The organism is uncultured Barnesiella sp., assembly GCF_946496565.1.
Classification (GTDB): Bacteria; Bacteroidota; Bacteroidia; order Bacteroidales; family Barnesiellaceae; genus Barnesiella; species Barnesiella merdigallinarum.
Map to the genome: position 1 here is coordinate 213,034 of NZ_CAMMHD010000001.1, position 17,878 is coordinate 230,911.

The following is a 17,878-nucleotide window of genomic DNA, read 5'->3' on the forward strand; positions in this document are numbered from 1 at the left end:
CCAAATTTTTATAGAAAAGCAATGAAGAAAAAAATTTTAGCTCTGGTAATGACCCTCGCCGGCTGGGGCCTGGCGGCGATGGCTCAGCAGACTGTTTCGCTCACCTTGCAGGTCACCTCCGTTACGGGCGAAGACATGAGCGGAACCCCCTTTTATCTGGAGCGAACCGAGTCGGGTTTGGTCTATAACCGGGTATTGGGAGCTAACGGAGTCTATACCGAGAAAAGTATATATCCGGGCATTCACCGGTTGGTTATTGAGAAAGAGGGATTGAAGACCTACGACAATGCCGAGCTCGACATACAGAGCGATACGGTGCTCAAGATTGTGATGGAAGAGCCGGTGCGAACCCCCTACAACCTGCAGGCGGTACTGGCGCACGACCCCAAGACGGGCACCAACGATGCCTCGCTGGTGTGGAACGAAGAGACCGACTACTTCTTCGACGATTTTGAAGACTACCCCTCGTTTACTCTCGACCTTACGCCGTGGACCGGTATCGACAAGGACCAGGAGTCGGCCGCCGTACTCATGCAGGGCGGTTATCCCAACAGTGGGCTGAAGCAGTATGCCACGATTGTGGCTCCCGACGAAGCCTATGTCTCGGTAACCTCCGACGGCAGCGATGTCTATCCCGTCTCGTGGTGGTTCTACGCACCGCAATTGCGGTCGTACAGCGGCAAGAAGTACATGGGTTTTATCCGCACGGCCAGCGGTACCACCAATAACGACTGGGCCATCACGCCCCAGATACATGTGGGAGTGAACAACGTCGTGCGTTTCAAGGCCAAGGCTGCCGATGCACCTGTCGAGCGTTTCAAGGTGTGGATTTCGACGACCGGAACCGCCGAGAGCGATTTCATCCCGTTGACGCAAGGCAACTACGAGTCGGTAGAGTGGAGCGCATGGAGTACAATCGAGTATGACCTCTCGAAATACGAAGGTCGAGATGTCTATATAGCCATTCAGTATATTACCCAGGCGGGGTGGATGCTGATGGTCGACGACTTTTTCGTAGGGTCGGCCAAGCTGAACCCCTCGCAGGTAAAGGCGCGGTTGCCGCGGGCAATTCGTCATCGCAATATAGCGGCTGGCGACGACCCGCAAAGTTACACCGTCTATCTCGACAATCGCGAGGTAGGTTCGGTGCAGACCAATTCCTTCTTCTTCGACAATCTGGAGGCCGGCGTTCACACCTTGGGTGTGAAGTCGGTCTACCGGGTTTCCGAGTCGTCGGTGGCTACTACCCAAATCGAAGTTCCGGCAGCCTCGGCTTATGCCGATGTCAAGGTACAGGTGACCGTCAACGGAGGGTCGGCCGATGGAATTGCCGTGAGCTATCTCTCGGGCAGCTACCAGGTGACCGACACCATACGGTCGGGCCTATCGCACTTTGCCTCGCTGCAGAAGGGCGAGTATGTAATCGGCATCAACGACGACCGCTACATGCCGCTCGATACCTTTGTCAATATCGATCGGGACATGACCATCGACCTCTCGCTGGTCGAGAAGATTACCGAACCCTACAACCTTTCGGTCGATTTTACCTACCGTGAAGACAGCCATACGACCGACGCCCTCTTCCGTTGGAATCAGGATTTGGGCTGGAGCGATAGCTTCGAAGAGTACGACGACTTTGCCACCCGTTTCGGCGACTGGGTTACCTACGACCAGGACCGCCTGCAGCACTATCTGCTCTCGGTCAACGGGCAGAATGTCACCTTCCCGGGATTCGATGCCGGCGAGTCGCCTGTCTTTATCTTCAATCCCGAAGCCACGACACCTCCGTGCGATGTCGACGGCTACCTCAACACGATGTGGGGCAAGAAGTATGTGATGTTCTTCGGAGCCCAGCAGGCCGCCTCCGACGACTGGCTTATCGCTCCCAAGCAGAAGATCAACGAAGGGTATGTGCTGCGCTTCTATGCACACGTCTACGGCAATCCGGGCGAGATTACCGGCATACCCGAGTCGATTCGGGTACTGGCCTCCGAGTCGTCGACCGACCCCTCGTCGTTTGTCGAGCTGTATAAGTGTACATTCGAGGAGGGTGGCTGGTACGAGGTGACGGTCGACCTGCCCGACTTTGTCAATCGTGAAGTCTACCTGGCCGTCAATTACGTCTCTTACGACGGTTGGATGCTCAAGGTCGACAACTTCTACGTAGGTCCTGCGGTCGACGCTCCTGCCCCCGAAGTGGGCGAGGCTACCTACAACGTCTATCTCAACGGCGAGACGAAGGCCACGGCAATAACCGACAACTTCTACACCTTCGAGTCGCTCCCCGACGGCACCTACACGGCCGGTGTCAAGGCGGTCTACGAGTCGGGCGAGTCGCAAACGGTCGAGTATCTCTTCACCACCCAGTACAGTGGGGTAGAGTCTGCTGCTCTCCCTGCCGCGAAGGTTTACGGCCGCGACCGGGCCATCTGGGTCGAGCCGATGTCGGGCGAGAAGGTGTCGGCAACGGTCTATAATGCGGCAGGCCAGATGGTCGCCTCGATTCCCGAAATCGAGCAAAACATCTGTATCCCGGTCGATGCCGGACTCTATCTGGTATATTTTACCACCGATAAAGGTCCCGCTACGATAAAAGTGCTGATAAGATAACTCACTGAAAATAAGCAAATGAAAGGCGCCTAGGTACAACTGAATCCGGGGCGCCTTTTTTGATAAATATAAATTTCTATTTTCCTATGTTAAGAAATCATTTAATTTTGTACCTTTGTAAATGAAGTACGGGTAATAGAAGTCGCTCGGCCCGGTCCATACGGCCGATGTTTTTTTATTTGCATACTTTCATGATTCGCACCGACGCGGCTAAACAGGAGTTATATGAATAAGAGTATTTGTTTTATTTTTTTATCGCTAATAATATTCAACATGAGTTGTGCCTCAAACGGCCATAAGGAGACAGTTGTCCTTATGGAGACTACAATGGGAGACATTAAGGTGAAACTGTACGACGATACCCCCGCGCATCGCGACAACTTCGTGAAGCTGGTCAAGGAGGGATATTACGACGGAACACTGTTTCATCGTGTAATCAACGAGTTTATGATACAGGGAGGCGACGGTACCTCCCGAAATGCCCCCGCCGGCAAGATGCTGGGCATGGGCGACCCGGGTTATACCCTCCCGGCCGAGTTTGTCTACCCCAAGTATTTCCACAAACGCGGGGCATTGGCTGCGGCCCGACAGGGCGACCAGGTGAATCCCGAAAAGGCATCGTCGGGCTCGCAGTTCTATATCGTTACCGGCAAAGTGTACAACCCGCAGCAACTCGACCAGATGGAGCGTCAGATGCAGATGCAACAGCAACAGTCGGTATTCCAGGCTTTGGCCGCCAACCATCGCGAGGAGATTATCAAAATGCGCAAGGCTCGCGACATGCAGGGGTTGCAGGCTTTGCAAGATACGCTTGTAGCCCAGATGCAGGAGCAGATCAAGCGTGAGGGCAAGCGCACCTTTACTCAGGCACAGCGCGAGGCCTATACCACGGTGGGCGGTACGCCCCATCTCGATGGTGAGTATACCGTATTCGGCGAGGTAATCGAGGGAATGGACGTGGTCAACAAGATACAGCAGGTCGAGACCGGTGCCGCCGATCGCCCTGTGGCCGATGTCAAAATCATAAAAATGAAAATCGAGGAGTAAGAGAGTGATACCGTTTCGTCGTCACATATTGTCCAATGGTTTGCGCATCATACACCATTACGACGCCTCTACGCGCATGACGGCGTTGAATCTGCTGTACGATGTAGGGTCGAAAGACGAGTCACCCTCGCGCACCGGATTTGCCCATCTGTTCGAGCATCTCATGTTCGGTGGGTCGGTGCATATCCCCGATTTCGATACTCCGCTGCAAAAGGCCGGGGGTGAGAACAATGCCTGGACCAGCAACGATGTGACCAATTACTACACGGTTGCTCCCACACACAATATCGAGACCGCCTTCTGGCTGGAGTCCGACCGCATGCTCAGCCTCGCCTTTTCGCCCGAGTCGCTGGCCGTGCAGAAACAGGTGGTCATCGAGGAGTTCAAGCAGCGGAATCTGAATCAACCCTATGGCGACTCGTACCTGCTGCTCAGACCCATGGCCTATCGGGTGCACCCCTATCGGTGGCCTGTCATCGGCCGTGAGGTCTCGCACATAGCCGAGGCTACGCTCGACGAGGTGAAGCAGTTCTTCTTTGCCCACTATGCCCCCAACAATGCCATCCTGTGCATCTCGGGCAGTCTGCCTTTCGAGCGTGCTGTCGAGTTGTGCGAAAAGTGGTTTGCCCCCATACCCAGCCGACAGATTGCTCCGCGCCATCTGCCGCAGGAGCCGGTGCAGACCCAGCCCCGTCGTCAGACGGTCGAGCGCGATGTGCCGCTCGATGCCATCTTCAAGGCCTATCACATGGTGGCCCGTCGGCACCCCGATTATCAGGCTTGCGATGCCCTTTCCGATGTGCTCTCCTCAGGCCGTTCGTCGCGGCTCTACCGTCGGTTGGTCATGGACGAAAAACTCTTCACCGAGCTCGACGCCTCGGTAACCGGCGACATCGAGCCGGGGCTCTTCCTGGTGAAGGGCAAACTCTCGCCGGGTGTCTCGCTCGAGCAGGGCGAGGCAGCCATCGACGTCGAGTTGCGCCGCATTTGCGACACGCCTGTCGACCAGCGTGAGCTCGACAAGGTGGTCAATCGTTTCGAGTCGAACGACCTGTTTTCCAATTTGCACTATTTGAACAAGGCTACCAACCTGGCCTATTACGAATTGTTGGGCGGAGCCGAAAATATCGATTGTGAAGTCGACCGTTACAAGCGTCTTACTCCACACGATTTACAGCGAGTTGCAAGAGATTTGTTTGTGCCGGAAAACAGTTCGACTTTGTGGTATAAGTCGATACCCTCCGGTGCACCTTTGATAAATGATATAGAGTAGTTATTATGCGATTCAAATTAGTCTTGGCGGTTAAGTCCGAAAGTTTTGGCAACATTTTGCCGGTAAGCTATCAGTACGAGTTGTCGGCAGCCGTGTATCGGCGCATTCGTGAAAATTTCGATGCCTACTTGCACTGGCTTTCCAGCAACGGGTTTGCCCCGGTCGACGATTGTCGCAACCGGCTCTTTTCGTTTTCCAACCTCTACATTCCGCGCATCCGGGTCGAGAACGATAGGCTGCACATTCTGGTCAAGAAGGTACAGATGTGGATTTCGTTTCTGCCCGTACGGGGGACACGCGAGTTTGTCGAGACGCTTTTTGCAGATACCACCTTTGTGCTGGGCGATCGCCGCAGCCGGGTAGAGCTCGCGGTCGAGGAGATTATCGACTGTCCTGCGCCCGAGTTCGGCCCCGTGTCGGAGTATCTGGCCCTCTCGCCCATTGTCTTCATGGTGGCTCGTTCCAACCGCAGCATGGAGTACATCGGGCCCGACCATCCCTCGTATGCCGACTGTTTCTACCATTCGATTCTGTCCAAGTACGAAAGAATATTCGGTCACCCCTTCGAGGGGAATACCGATTTTTCGTGGACTCTTCTATCCGAGCCCAAGCGTAAAGGCATCTTTATGATGCGATTTACCCCCGACGAGTCGAAGGTTATCGGCTACATGTACAAATTCAGGGTGTCGATGGACCCTCTGTTGCATCAAATCATGTACGAGACCGGCATCGGCGAGAAGGTGAACCTGGGTTTCGGCTGCATCGAAATACTCCGTCGTGAGGCCCTTCCTGCCGGGAAAGAGGCGCCACTTCCCGAAAAAGAGGATTGATTCGTGAAAATTATATGACTTTTTTGTATGAAATGACAAAAAAATTTTTTTAATTTGTATAGAGAATAAAGATTTTATCTTTCATAAAACTGAATATACTATGACAACAGAGCTTGAAAAACCTGATATGAATGCAGAAGAACTCCATGCAGGTCAAACTATGACTCCCGCCGAGGAGGAACAAAATTCGGCACAGCCGGCTCCGAAACTTTCGAGAGAAGAGATTATCGACGAGTTGCGAAAGTTGATTGAGGGCCCGGTTGAAGAGGTGAAGGAAGAGGTCGATGAATTGAAACAAGCCTATTATAAACAGAAAAAAATCGAAATAGAAGAGGCTCGCAATGCTTTCGTCGCTGCCGGTAACCCCGAGTCGGAGTTCGTCCCCACACCCGACGAGCAGGAAGAGACGCTCAAATCGCTGTTGGCTGTATTCCGCGAGAAAAAGGCCGCATATACCGCCTCGCTCGAGAAACAACGCGAGGAGAATCTGGCCCGCAAGCAGCAGATTTTGGAAGAGATGAAATCTATTACCGCCGATTCGGACAACATAAACAAGCAATACACCCGCTTCCAGGAGTTGCAGCAGGCTTTCAAAGAACCTTGCGACCTCCCCTCGGCTGCGGTATCGGGCCTGTGGAAGAGTTTCCAGACCTGTGTCGAAAGCTTCTACGACCTGTTGAAAATCAACAAGGAGTTGCGCGACTACGACTTCAAGAAGAACCTCGAGCAGAAAACAGCCCTTTGCGAGGCTGCCGAGGCCTTGCTCACCAACGACGACGTGGTGGCTGCCTTCAAGCAGTTGCAGCTGCTTCACGACGAGTGGCGGGGCATCGGTCCCGTGGCCAAGGAGCTGCGCGAGGAGTTGTGGAATCGCTTCAAGGATGCTTCGACCGAGGTAAACAAGCGGTATCAAAATTTCTTCGAGGCGCGCAAAGAGGTTGAGCGCAAGAACGAAGAGGCCAAGACGGCGCTGTGCGAAGAAATTGAGGCCATCGACATGAATGCCCTCAACTCGTTTGCCCAGTGGGACGAGGCCACCAAGCATGTGCTCGACCTGCAAAGCCGCTGGAAAACCCTGGGATTCGCTTCGCGCAAGATGAACAACCTGCTGTTCGAGCGCTTCCGCAAGACCTGCGACGAATTCTTTGCCCGCAAGGCCGAGTATTTCAAGAAGGTAAAAGAGAAGATGGCCGCCAACCTCGAGAAGAAGAAAGCCTTGTGCGAAAAGGCCGAGGCTCTCAAGGACAGCACCGACTGGAAGGCGACGACCGACGTATTCGTAGCTCTGCAGAAAGAGTGGAAGACCATTGGCCCCGTAGCCAAGAAACACTCCGACGCCATTTGGAAACGCTTCGTAACCGCTTGCGACTACTTCTTTGCTCAGAAGAACAGCCAGCTGGCTTCTACTCGTCAAACCGAGCAGGAGAATCTCGAGAAGAAGCGCGACATCATTGCCCGCCTCAAGGCCATCGACGAGTCGGTCGACCCGGCCGAAGCCGAAAAGACCGTACGCGAACTGATGGCCCAGTGGAGCACCATCGGCTATGTACCCTTCAAGGAGAAAGACAAGATCTATAAAGAGTATCAGGCTCAACTCGACATCCTCTTTGCCCGCCTCAACATGACCGAGACTCGCAACCGCCTGAGCAACTTCTCGGCCTCGGTTCAGCAAATGGCCGACGGCAACCACGACAAGCTCTATCGCGAGCGCGAAAAACTGTTGCGCATGTATGACCAGAAGAAAGCCGAGCTGCAAACCTACGAAAACAACATCGGCTTCTTGAACATCTCGTCGAAGAAGTCGAGCGGCCTCTTGAAGGAGATGGAGCGGAAGATGCAGAAAATCCGCGAAGAGATGCAGCTTATCGAGCAGAAGGTGCAACTTATAGATAAGAATTTGTAGTAAATAAGATGCCAACGCAGGGCGACCCTTCCAAACCGGGTTGCCCTGTTATTTCCCCCGCGGTACCCAAACCGGGTGGGGAGCGCAGGTTTGTCGAATAAAAATAGATCGGAACAAGAGAGAGAAACAATGGCACGAGGTCGGTATGGACATATGATAAAGTCGCTGATTATCATCGGAGATTTCTTTTGTTTGAACATCGCCTATGCTGCCGTGTGCCTGTGGGGTGGGGGCTTCGAAGGGGGCTTTGCCGAGAAGATTATCTGGCTCCTGCTCAATCTTTCGTATTTCCCCGTTTTCCTCTTCTTCGGCAAGGTGCACGAGTTGCGTATCCTCCATGTAGACAGAGTGTTGATTAAAGTGTCGCAGTCGGTGTTGAGCCATCTGGCGGCATTTTTGTTGTTGATATTCTTCCTGCAAATCGACGACATCAGCTCGCTGGTGCTGCTGAAGTTCTACCTGCTCCTCTCGGTATTGCTGGCCGTCTGGTGGGTAGGTTCGCGCAAGCTGCTCAAATACTTCCGCCGCAAGGGCTACAACTTCAAGCGGGTAGTTATTGTAGGGGCCGGTGCCATGGGTACGAAGCTGCTCGACGAGTTGCGTTCCGATGCCGGTTACGGCTACAAGTTTATGGGATTCTTCGACGACAACCTTGCCTTGAAAAAGTCGTTGCCCAACTTCCAGGGCGACTGCTCGGCCGTCGAGGCCTTTGCTACGGCCAACAACGTCGACGAAATCTACTGCGCTCTGCCCATGCGGCAGGAGGAGAAGATTACCCGTCTGCTCAAGTTTGCCGAGTCGCACAACATCTCGTTCTTCATGGTGCCCGACGTAGGGCGCTACATCCACCGGCAGCTCGAGTTCCAGCTGGTCGGCAACGTGCCGATACTCTCGCTCCATCCCGAGCCGTTGCAAAACATCTACTCCCGCATGCTGAAGCGGGCCTTCGACCTGGTCTTCTCCTCAGTCGTGCTGGTATGTTCGCCCGTGATTTTCATCCCCATCGCCATAGCCGTCAAGCTCTCGTCGCCGGGCCCCGTATTCTTCAAGCAGAAGCGCACCGGTTTCCGGGGAAAAGAGTTCAACTGCTACAAGTTCCGCACCATGCGGGTCAATGCCGCCAGCGACGAGTTGCAGGCTACGCGTCACGACCCCCGCAAGACGCGGGTGGGCGAATTCCTGCGCAAGACGAGCCTCGACGAGCTGCCCCAGTTTATCAACGTATTCCTGGGCGATATGTCGGTTGTCGGGCCACGTCCCCACATGGTCAAGCACACCCACGACTACTCCAAGATTATCGACAAGTACATGCTGCGGCACCTCATCAAGCCGGGCATCACCGGCTGGGCGCAGGTGAACGGCTACCGGGGCGAGACCCGCGAACTGTGGCAGATGGAGCGTCGGGTCGAGTACGACGTGTGGTATATCGAGCATTGGAATTTCTGGCTCGACATCAAGATTATTTTCCTCACCGTAGTCAATGCCTTCAAGGGCGAGAAGAACGCCTTCTGACAGCTCCTTCGAAAAAAACAGGCTGAAACTTATCCTTCGAGACCAATGTCGTGTGTATCTTTGCACCCCGAAAAAGGGATAGCAAATGAGTACAAAAGTCAAAGGCACGATACTCGGTATCGTTTCGGCAGTAAGCTACGGCACCAATCCGCTGGGTGCCCTCTACCTCTACCGCGAGGGTTTGAACTCCAGTTCGGTACTTTTCTACCGGTTTCTGTTTGCGGTGATTATTCTCGCCGGCATCATGTGGGCGCAGCACCAGTCGTTCAAGCTGTCGCGCAAGGAGCTGAAGACCCTCGCTACGCTGGGCATCCTTTTTGCCGTATCGTCGCTCACCTTCTACACCAGTTTCCACTACCTCGATGCCGGCATTGCCGCCACCATTCTCTTCGTCTATCCCATCATGGTGGCTGTAATCATGGCCCTCTTTTTCAAGGAGCGGCTGTCGGGAGTCACTGTCTTCTCCATACTGTTGGCCCTCTCGGGTATCGCGCTGCTCTATCGGGGCGGCAGCAGTGTGGGGCTCAACACCACGGGGGTGGTGCTGGTGTTGGTTTCGGCCCTCACCTATGCCCTCTATATGGTGGTGGTCAACCGCTCGTCCATCGTCATGTCGTCGATTAAGCTCACTTTCTATGTACTGCTCGTCTGCATGGCGGCCATCGCCTTGCAAGCCTCGCTCGGCAGTCACACGCCGCTGCAGCCGCTCACCACGCCGCGCATGTGGTTCTTCTCCATCATGCTGGCTTTGGTGCCCACGGTCATTTCGCTGGTCACCATGACGCAGGCCGTCCACGCCATAGGCTCTACACCCACGGCCATCATGGGCGCACTCGAACCCCTCACGGCCGTAGTCGTGGGGGTAACTGTCTTCGGCGAAGCCTTTACGCTGCGGTTGGGTATAGGTATCTTTATGATTCTGGTAGCCGTGCTGCTCATCATCGCCTCCAAGGCGATACCGGTGCACAAGGTGGCCACCGTCATCGGGCATGCCCTGCGGTCCGTCCCTCTGCACAGGCGTTGAATCCCGGAGAGATTTCTATTCGCATCTGAACGTGTCGTCGAGGTGGAATCCCCGCAACAGGTCGGCGGCAGCCATACGCTTCTTGCCGGCAAGTTGCAGCTCCTCGATGCGCACATAACCGTCGGCGCAGGCCACGTCGATGCGGCTCTTGCCGTCGGTGTGTATGCTGCCCGGCTCGAAGTGGTGAGCGGCCGGTACGGGGGTGGTTCGGAATATCTTCACGCTCAACCGGTTGCCGTCGGCCGATACCCACTCGCACCAGGCGGCCGGGTAGGGCGACAGGCCCCGCACCAGGTTGTGAATCTGCACGCAGGGCTTCGACCAGTCGATATGACAGGTATCCTTGAAAATCTTGGGGGCGGGGCGCAGCGGCTCGTCGGTCTGGATCGACTCCTGGTCGATGGGTTTCACCGTTCCGGCCAGGATGGCGTCGACCGTCTCGACCACCATGTCGGCACCCAGCACCATCAGTTTGTCGTGTATGGTACCCACGTTATCCTCGGGCAGGATAGGGATGCGTCTCTGTTGTATGATTTCGCCCGTATCGATTTCGTGTTTCAGGAAGAAGGTGGTGATGCCCGTCTCGGTGTCGCCGTTGATGATGGCCCAGTTCAACGGGGCGGCACCCCGATATTGCGGCAGCAGCGAGGCGTGCAGGTTGAAGGTGCCCATCGGCGGCATGTTCCACACCACCTCGGGCAGCATGCGGAAGGCCACGACAATCTGCAGGTCGGCATGCAGGCTGCGCAGTTGCTCGACAAAGGCCTCGTCTTTCAGCCGTTCGGGCTGCAGCACCGGCAACCCTTGGGAGAGGGCATACTCCTTGACCGGCGAAAACTGAATCTTGTGACCGCGCCCGGCCGGTTTGTCGGGCATGGTGATGACGGCTACCACGTTGTAACCCCCTTCGACGAGGCGGCGCAGGCTCTCCACGGCAAAATCGGGAGTGCCCATATAGACGATGCGTAAATCTTTCTTTTCCATATTCGTTTAGTCTTGTGAGAAGTGTACCAGCACACGGCGGTACGAGTTGAAAATCTTCGATTTCGACACGAATCCTACATACTTCCCGTTCTCGACGACCGGCAGGTTCCAGGCGTTGGTCTGGTCGAAGGTCTTCATCACGCTGTCCATGCTGCTGCCCACCTCGATTTTGGCCGGTGGCATGGTCATGAACTTGCGCACATAGAAGCGCTTGTAGAGTTCGGGGCGGAACATGATGTTGCGGATGTCGTCGAGTATGACGATACCCAGCAGCGTGCCATCCTGGTCGGTAACCGGGAATATGTTGCGGTGCGATTGCGAAATCACTTTGACCATGTCGCCGAGAGTCATCTCGGGGTGAACCTCTATGAAGTCGGTTTCGATTACGCTGTCCATCTTCAGCAGGGTGAGCACCGCCTTGTCCTTGTGGTGGGTGAGCAGCTCGCCCTTCTTGGCCAGACGCATGGTGTAGATGCTGTGAGGTTCGAATATGCGGATGGTGGCATAGGCCACGGTCGAGGTAATCATCAGCGGCAGGAACAGGTCGTAGCCACCGGTCAGCTCGGTAGTAAGGAAGATGGCCATGAGAGGCGCGTGCATGACGGCCGACATGACCCCGGCCATACCCATCAGGGCAAAGTTCTTGTCCGACAGCTCCATGGGCAGAATGCCCGTGTGGTTGAGCACATAGGCAAAGAAGAAGCCCGCGAAGCAGCCCACGTACAGGCTGGGGGCGAATGTACCACCCACACCGCCTCCGCCGTTGGTGGCACTGGTGGCCAGTACCTTCACCAGAATGATGAGGGCGAGGAAGAGCATCATCACCCACATGTTGTCGTTTTCGGTATAGAAGAAGCTACCCTCGGCCAGTTGCTTCAGGTTGTCGTTCAGCAGGCTGGTGATGGCTCCGTAGCCCTCGCCGTAGAGCGGTGGCAGCAGGAAGATGGAGAGACTGAGGATGGCCGACCCGAAGAAAAACTTTTTCCACGGCGTGCCTATCTTGCGGAAGATGTCCTCCATGCGGGTCATCACGCGGGTAAAGTAGAGCGAGACGAATCCGCAGAAGACGCCCAGCAGAATCACGTAGGGGATACGGGCCGCCTCGAAAGTCTCGGTCTGCACGAAACTGAACTCGGCACTGTAGCCCGTGAAGATGTACGACACCGTCACCGCCGTAATCGACGAGATGAGCAGCGGCAGCACCGAGGTGGTGGTCATGTCGATCATCAGCACCTCGAGGGTAAACAGGATACCGGCAATAGGGGCCTTGAATATGCCGGCAATGGCAGCAGCCGAGCCGCAGCCTACCAGCAGCATGAGCAGCCGCTGGTCCAGGCGGAAGAGGCGCCCGATGTTCGACCCGATGGCCGCGCCGGTGTATACGATAGGGGCCTCGGCTCCTACCGAACCGCCGAACCCGATGGTAATCGAACTGGCAATCACCGAGGTGTACATGTTGTGCGGTTTCAGCCGGCTTTTCTTCTGCGAGATGGCATAGAGGATGCGGGTGACACCGTGGCTGATGTCGTCCTTGACGATGTAGCGCACATAGAGCCCCGCCAGCAGGATACCGACAATCGGGTAGATGAGGTAGAGGTAGTTGGCGCTGTCGGCGTTGAAGTGCGAGGTGAGCAGGTTCTGGATAAAGTGGATGAGAAATTTCAGAATCAGTGCGGCGGCGGCCGTGCAGATACCGATTACGAAACTCAGAAACAACACGAAGTTGTGTTCGTTGATGTGCTTCTCGCGCCACAACAGCAGGCGCAGCATCAGGTCGTGCCGCTTCTCCTCCTTCGGGGTGTCGTCTATTTCAATATCTTCTTCGTCTATCATATAGTTTCCTTTTACATGTTACATGCCTTTGCCGGTGACCACTGTCCGTATGGTGTAGATAATGATTTTGAGGTCGACCAGCAGCGACATATTTTCCAAATAAAGAATATCATACTTCAGCCGGGCAATCATCTCGTCGATGTTGCGGGCGTAGCCATACTTCACCATGCCCCACGAAGTGATGCCCGGGCGTATCTGGTGCAGCAGCACGTAGTAGGGTACCCGCTCGACAATCTGGCGGATGAAGTATTCGCGTTCGGGGCGCGGCCCCACGAGCGACATGTCGCCCTTCAGCACGTTCCAGAACTGGGGCAGCTCGTCCAACCGGTATTTGCGCAACACCCGGCCGATGCGGGTGATGCGTTGGTCGTTCTCCTCCGAGAGCAGGGGAGTGCCCGACTCGGCATCCGACTTCATCGTGCGGAATTTATAAATCTTGAAAGGCCGGTGCCGATACCCGATGCGCTCTTGCTGGTAGAATACCGGCCCGCTCGAGTCGCGTTTGATGAGGATGGCCAGCACCACAAACAGTGGCGAGAGCAGCACCAGAGCCACGGCCGAAACGAGGATGTCGAACATTCGCTTCATGTTCTTCCCCCCCTCCGAGATGGCGCAGTTGCTCATGTCGATGAGGGGAGCTCCGTAGATATTGGTCAGCCTCACCCGCGACGAGATGATGTTGAACTCGTCGGTGCCCAGCTTGATGGGCAGGTTCAGGGGGTAGAGCGTGTTGATGAGCCGGTGCAGCTCCACCAGATTGTCCTCTTCGGGAGCCACGATCAGCTCCTGTATCTTCATCTCCCGGCACAGGCGGGGCAACTCTTCCATCGGGTAGGTGCGGTCGGCAATCTCGGGGTCGGCCGTCTCGTCGTTTACCCGGATGAACCCCACGATGCGGTAGCCCAGCGAGTGGCGCGGCTCTTCGAGTTCGCGCATCTGCTTCACCGCCTTGCTGCCGCACCCGATGATAAAGGTGTTGAACTGCCACTTGCCTCGGTGAATGAGGGCGGTAGCGTTGCCCGTAATCGTGGCTCTGACGGCATAGACAAAGACAAACTGCAGCCCGTACAGCAGCAACAGCAGTTCGTAGTTGTCGATGCGGAGGCGCAGCACGTCGTTGATGAGGGCGATGAAAAAGATAAGCAGCGTATTCACCAGCACCGACCCCAGGGTCTGCACCAGCTCCTGGATGCGCGACTTGAAAAACGGCTGGTTGTAGTAGCCCGACAGGTAGTAGACCCCCATCATCAGCAGCGGGAAGATAATCTGCCCCTCGATCACGCGCGACGAGAGCAGATACGCCTTCAGCGACCCGCCGGCCTGGATGCCGGGGAAGTGAAACCGCACGATGTTGAACAGAAACCAGGCCACATTCGAGGCCAGGTAGTCGCCCAACACATAGCGTCTTGTCTGTCGTCTGCCGTTAATCACTCGCGTATAATCTTGATGGAACCGTCCGATTCGAGTTTGATAATGCTCGAGGGCACCGCCTCTTTCGTCTCGTCGCGGCGGGCCTCCACGATGTAGTCGACGGCCGCTTTAATCTCGTCCGATACCTCGGCGAAGTTGTGGGGCGAAGGCTGCCCGCTGATGTTGGCCGACGTCGACACAATCGCCTTTCTGAAGCGGCGGCACAACTCCTTCGAGAAAGCCTCGTGCGTGATGCGTATGGCAATGCTCCCATCCTCGGCCAGCAGGTTGGGGGCCAGGTTGCGGGCTCCCGGATAGATGATTGTGAGCGGTTTCACCGCCACGTCGAGCAGTTGCCACGCCGTCTCGGGCACTTCGCTCACATAATATTCCACCTTCGGCTCGCTGTCGGTAAGCACGATGAGGGCCTTGCTGTCGGCCCGCTGCTTGATTTCATACACCCGTTTCACCGCTTCGGCATTGGTCGCATCGCAACCGATACCCCAAATCGTGTCGGTCGGGTACAAAATCACGCCGCCGCGTTCCATCACTTCGCAAGCCTGCTTGATATCTTCGCTGATTCCCATGTCTTAATCCTCTTTTTTTAGTGTTACGATAAAAAACTGTACGTTTGGTTGTGCCGGTTTCGAACACGCGAACAACTCTTTGCGGCCCGGTACACTCCGTTGAAAGAGCCTGTAAATACAGACAAAGTCGGTTTTCGTGTAACAAAGATAACGATTCGTGCATCGATAACAAAATATTTTTGAAACAGGAGGCATAATTATGCCATGGTTGGCTTTCTCCTGTTGGCTCGCTCCCCGAAAAGTCGTATCTTCGCGGGAAAAACAGAGCGAAATAAAATGGCTGCAACAAAAGCGAATCTTCCGGTCGAGGTCCGGCCCTACCGTTTGGGCCTCGCGTTGAGTGGCGGTGGCGCCAAGGGGTTTGCCCATGTGGGCGTGTTGAAGGCGTTGGAAGAGTTGGGTATCCGTCCCGACATCATTTCGGGTACCAGTGCCGGAGCCGTCATTGCCGTGCTCTATGCCGACGGCTATTCGCCCGACGAAATTCTCGACCTCTTCTCGGGCCTTTCGTTCAACGACCTGGCCGAGATTACACTGCCCCGGGCCGGCTTCTTCAAGATAGTCCGGTTTAAACACTTTCTGCAGAAGTCGCTGCGCACCGAGTGCATCGAAGACCTTTCCATCCCGGTAGTGGTCACGGCCACCGACCTCGACCACGGCACCTGTGTGGTGTGGCGTTCGGGCTCGATTGCCGAGCGGGTCACCGCTTCGTGCAGTATCCCCATCATATTTCCGCCGGTACTCATCGACGGCACCCACTACGTCGACGGCGGTGTGCTGCGCAACCTGCCCGTCTTCCCCATACGCAACGAGTGCGACACGGTAATCGGCATCAACGTGAGCCCGCTGGTCAACAAGAGCTACAAGCAGTCGATTGTCGACATTGCCACCCGCTCCTACAGCTTCATGTCCAAGAGCAATGTGGTCGAGGATATGAAGATGTGCGACCTCTTCATCGCCATGAAGGAGGCGGCGCGCTATGCCGTGTTCGACATCCATGCCCTGCGCGATATTGCCAACGTGGGGTATCAGCAGACCCTCAAGCTCTTTACCGGCAAGCGGGCCTCGCGTATCAACGAACTGAATAAATAAAAAAGATTATCATACGAATATGACCGACGAGAAGATAATTATCTACCAGGTGCTTCCCCGCCTCTTTTCGAACCGCTGTGCCTCGTGTGTGCCCAACGGTACCTATGAACAGAACGGCTCGGGCAAGCTCAACGACTTTACCCCCAAGGTGTTGAACGAAATCAAGAAGCTGGGGGCCAACTACATTTGGTATACCGGTGTCATCGAACATGCCACTAAGACCGACTACTCCCGCTACGGCATCCGCCCCGACAATAAATATGTGGTCAAGGGCGAAGCCGGTTCGCCCTACGCCATCAAGGACTATTACGACATAGACCCCGACCTGGCCGAGAATCCGCTCGAGCGCATGCACGAGTTCGAAGCCCTCGTGGCCCGCACCCATGAGGCCGGCCTGAAGGTGGTGCTCGACTTCGTGCCCAACCACGTGGCCCGTCAGTACCACTCCGATGCCGCCCCGCAGGGTGTCGAGGATCTGGGTGCGCACGACAACAAGGAGATGCACTTCTCGCCCTCGAACAACTTCTACTACATACCCCGGCAGGCCTTTACCCCGCAATTCTACATCGGCGAGGGCGACGACCGCTATTTCGAATACCCCGCCAAGGCTACCGGCAACGACTGTTTCGGAGCCTTCCCCAACGAGAACGACTGGTACGAGACCGTGAAACTCAACTACGGGGTCGACTACATGGGCGGCCATCGCCTCTGCTTCGACCCCATCCCCGACACCTGGCACAAGATGCTCGACATCCTCCTCTTCTGGTGCGGCAAGGGCATCGACGCCTTCCGTTGCGACATGGCCCACATGGTGCCCGTCGAGTTCTGGGGCTGGGCCATCTCGCGCGTCAAGGAGAGCTACCCCCAGGTGCTCTTTATCGCCGAGATTTACGACCAGGGGCTCTACCGGCTCTACCTCGAGAAGGGCAAGTTCGACTACCTCTACGACAAGGTGGGCCTCTACGACAAGCTGCGGGGCGTGCTCTGCCACCAGGTGTCGGCCGCACAGCTCACCTACTGCTGGCAGGCTGTCGACGGGATAGGGGGGCACATGCTCAACTTCCTCGAGAATCACGACGAGCAGCGTTTCGCCTCGCCCTTCTTTGCCGGCGATGCCGACAAGGCCATCCCCGCGCTGGCGGTGGCTACTCTGATGAGCACCGGCCCCATGATGATTTACTTCGGGCAAGAGCTGGGCGAACGTGGCGACGATGCCGAGGGATTCAGCGGACACGACGGCCGCACCACCATCTTCGACTACTGGAGTGTACCCACCGTGCGGCAATGGTACGACGGCGGTCGCTGCTCGATAGCCAAACTCACTCCGCAGCAGAAGCGGCTGCGCAACCTCTACAAGACGATTCTCAATATTGGCCGCCACGAAAAGGCCGTGAGCCAGGGCTCGTTCTTCGACCTGATGTATGTCAACGGCGAGAATCCCCACCTTAACCCGCACCGCCACTACACTTTCTTGCGCAAGTATGGCCGCGAGCTGTTGCTGGTGGCGGTCAACTTCGACTCCCGCCCGGCCCAGGTGGCCATCAACCTGCCCGGGCACGCCTTCGATACGATGAAAATCGTAGCCGGACAGTACGAAGCCACCGAGCTGATAAGCGGCGAAAAAGAGACCAAAACCATCAGCCCCGACACCCCCTTCGACTGCACGCTGCCCGCTTATGGTGCCGTGGTGTGGAAGATGGAATTAAAAAATTTTTCCCAACGAAATATAGAAAAAATGAAAAAGGACAAGAAAATTTCGAAATAGAAATTGTA

The 17,878-nt window shown here is 55.8% G+C and carries 13 protein-coding genes; 9 read left to right on the forward strand and 4 right to left on the reverse strand.

Features of this window, described 5'->3' with window-relative positions:
* Positions 1-21: 21 nt before the first annotated feature.
* The 7 genes from Q1K76_RS00810 to Q1K76_RS00840 all read left to right on the forward strand — a co-directional run bounded on the left by Q1K76_RS00810 (position 22) and on the right by Q1K76_RS00840 (position 10,199).
* A complete protein-coding gene (locus Q1K76_RS00810) occupies positions 22-2,610 on the forward strand; it encodes a choice-of-anchor J domain-containing protein (RefSeq protein ID WP_087408095.1) in 2,589 nt (862 codons plus the stop codon).
* A gap of 273 nt (positions 2,611-2,883) precedes the next feature.
* Positions 2,884-3,657 carry a peptidylprolyl isomerase gene (locus Q1K76_RS00815; RefSeq protein ID WP_087408094.1) on the forward strand — a complete coding sequence of 258 codons (774 nt, stop codon included), beginning with the start codon at positions 2,884-2,886 and terminating at the stop codon, positions 3,655-3,657.
* Positions 3,658-3,661: 4 nt separating this feature from the next.
* On the forward strand, positions 3,662-4,930 hold the full coding sequence (locus tag Q1K76_RS00820; protein WP_258326450.1) for a pitrilysin family protein: 1,269 nt from the start codon (positions 3,662-3,664) through the stop codon (positions 4,928-4,930).
* 5 nt (positions 4,931-4,935) lie between these two features.
* Positions 4,936-5,760, forward strand: coding sequence for a CRISPR-associated endoribonuclease Cas6 (gene cas6, locus Q1K76_RS00825; RefSeq protein WP_258326449.1), 825 nt, complete (start codon positions 4,936-4,938; stop codon positions 5,758-5,760).
* A 127-nt stretch (positions 5,761-5,887) separates the two neighbouring features.
* Entirely contained in the window at positions 5,888-7,663 is a 1,776-nt protein-coding gene (locus Q1K76_RS00830) for a DUF349 domain-containing protein (RefSeq protein WP_300130326.1), read from the forward strand.
* 153 nt (positions 7,664-7,816) lie between these two features.
* Positions 7,817-9,175: an undecaprenyl-phosphate glucose phosphotransferase gene (locus tag Q1K76_RS00835; RefSeq protein ID WP_300130329.1), complete on the forward strand. Its 1,359-nt coding sequence runs from the start codon at positions 7,817-7,819 to the stop codon at positions 9,173-9,175.
* Positions 9,176-9,260: 85 nt separating this feature from the next.
* The gene (locus Q1K76_RS00840) at positions 9,261-10,199 is read left to right on the forward strand and encodes an EamA family transporter (RefSeq protein WP_300130331.1); all 939 of its coding nucleotides are present in this window, start codon (positions 9,261-9,263) and stop codon (positions 10,197-10,199) included.
* A 15-nt stretch (positions 10,200-10,214) separates the two neighbouring features.
* Here the strand turns inward: Q1K76_RS00840 and fmt are convergent, their stop codons facing one another.
* The 4 genes from fmt to Q1K76_RS00860 form a co-directional block, all read right to left on the reverse strand.
* Positions 10,215-11,183, reverse strand: coding sequence for a methionyl-tRNA formyltransferase (gene fmt, locus Q1K76_RS00845; RefSeq protein WP_300130333.1), 969 nt, complete (start codon positions 11,181-11,183; stop codon positions 10,215-10,217).
* 6 nt (positions 11,184-11,189) lie between these two features.
* Entirely contained in the window at positions 11,190-12,953 is a 1,764-nt protein-coding gene (locus tag Q1K76_RS00850) for a chloride channel protein (protein ID WP_258326671.1), read from the reverse strand.
* 81 nt (positions 12,954-13,034) lie between these two features.
* Positions 13,035-14,447: a sugar transferase gene (locus Q1K76_RS00855; protein ID WP_258326443.1), complete on the reverse strand. Its 1,413-nt coding sequence runs from the start codon at positions 14,445-14,447 to the stop codon at positions 13,035-13,037.
* Positions 14,444-15,007, reverse strand: a complete 564-nt coding sequence (locus Q1K76_RS00860) for an L-threonylcarbamoyladenylate synthase (RefSeq protein ID WP_162611672.1) — start codon at positions 15,005-15,007, stop codon at positions 14,444-14,446. The genes Q1K76_RS00855 and Q1K76_RS00860 overlap by 4 nt, the downstream gene beginning before the upstream one ends.
* 282 nt (positions 15,008-15,289) lie before the next feature.
* Between Q1K76_RS00860 and Q1K76_RS00865 the strand changes: the two genes are divergently transcribed.
* Positions 15,290-16,105: a patatin-like phospholipase family protein gene (locus tag Q1K76_RS00865; protein ID WP_298663441.1), complete on the forward strand. Its 816-nt coding sequence runs from the start codon at positions 15,290-15,292 to the stop codon at positions 16,103-16,105.
* 19 nt (positions 16,106-16,124) lie between these two features.
* On the forward strand, positions 16,125-17,870 hold the full coding sequence (locus Q1K76_RS00870; RefSeq protein WP_300130335.1) for an alpha-amylase family glycosyl hydrolase: 1,746 nt from the start codon (positions 16,125-16,127) through the stop codon (positions 17,868-17,870).
* Positions 17,871-17,878 lie beyond the last annotated feature (8 nt).

Coding starts and splice junctions, on each gene's coding strand:
- Q1K76_RS00830 (WP_300130326.1), top strand. CDS start 5,888: ATGAATGCAGAAGAACTCCATGCAGGTCAAACTATGACTCCCGCCGAG.
- Q1K76_RS00810 (WP_087408095.1), top strand. CDS start 22: ATGAAGAAAAAAATTTTAGCTCTGGTAATGACCCTCGCCGGCTGGGGC.
- Q1K76_RS00840 (WP_300130331.1), top strand. CDS start 9,261: ATGAGTACAAAAGTCAAAGGCACGATACTCGGTATCGTTTCGGCAGTA.
- Q1K76_RS00870 (WP_300130335.1), top strand. CDS start 16,125: ATGACCGACGAGAAGATAATTATCTACCAGGTGCTTCCCCGCCTCTTT.
- Q1K76_RS00865 (WP_298663441.1), top strand. CDS start 15,290: ATGGCTGCAACAAAAGCGAATCTTCCGGTCGAGGTCCGGCCCTACCGT.
- fmt (WP_300130333.1), bottom strand. CDS start 11,183: ATGGAAAAGAAAGATTTACGCATCGTCTATATGGGCACTCCCGATTTT.
- Q1K76_RS00835 (WP_300130329.1), top strand. CDS start 7,817: ATGATAAAGTCGCTGATTATCATCGGAGATTTCTTTTGTTTGAACATC.
- cas6 (WP_258326449.1), top strand. CDS start 4,936: ATGCGATTCAAATTAGTCTTGGCGGTTAAGTCCGAAAGTTTTGGCAAC.
- Q1K76_RS00815 (WP_087408094.1), top strand. CDS start 2,884: ATGAGTTGTGCCTCAAACGGCCATAAGGAGACAGTTGTCCTTATGGAG.
- Q1K76_RS00850 (WP_258326671.1), bottom strand. CDS start 12,953: ATGCTGCGCCTGCTGTTGTGGCGCGAGAAGCACATCAACGAACACAAC.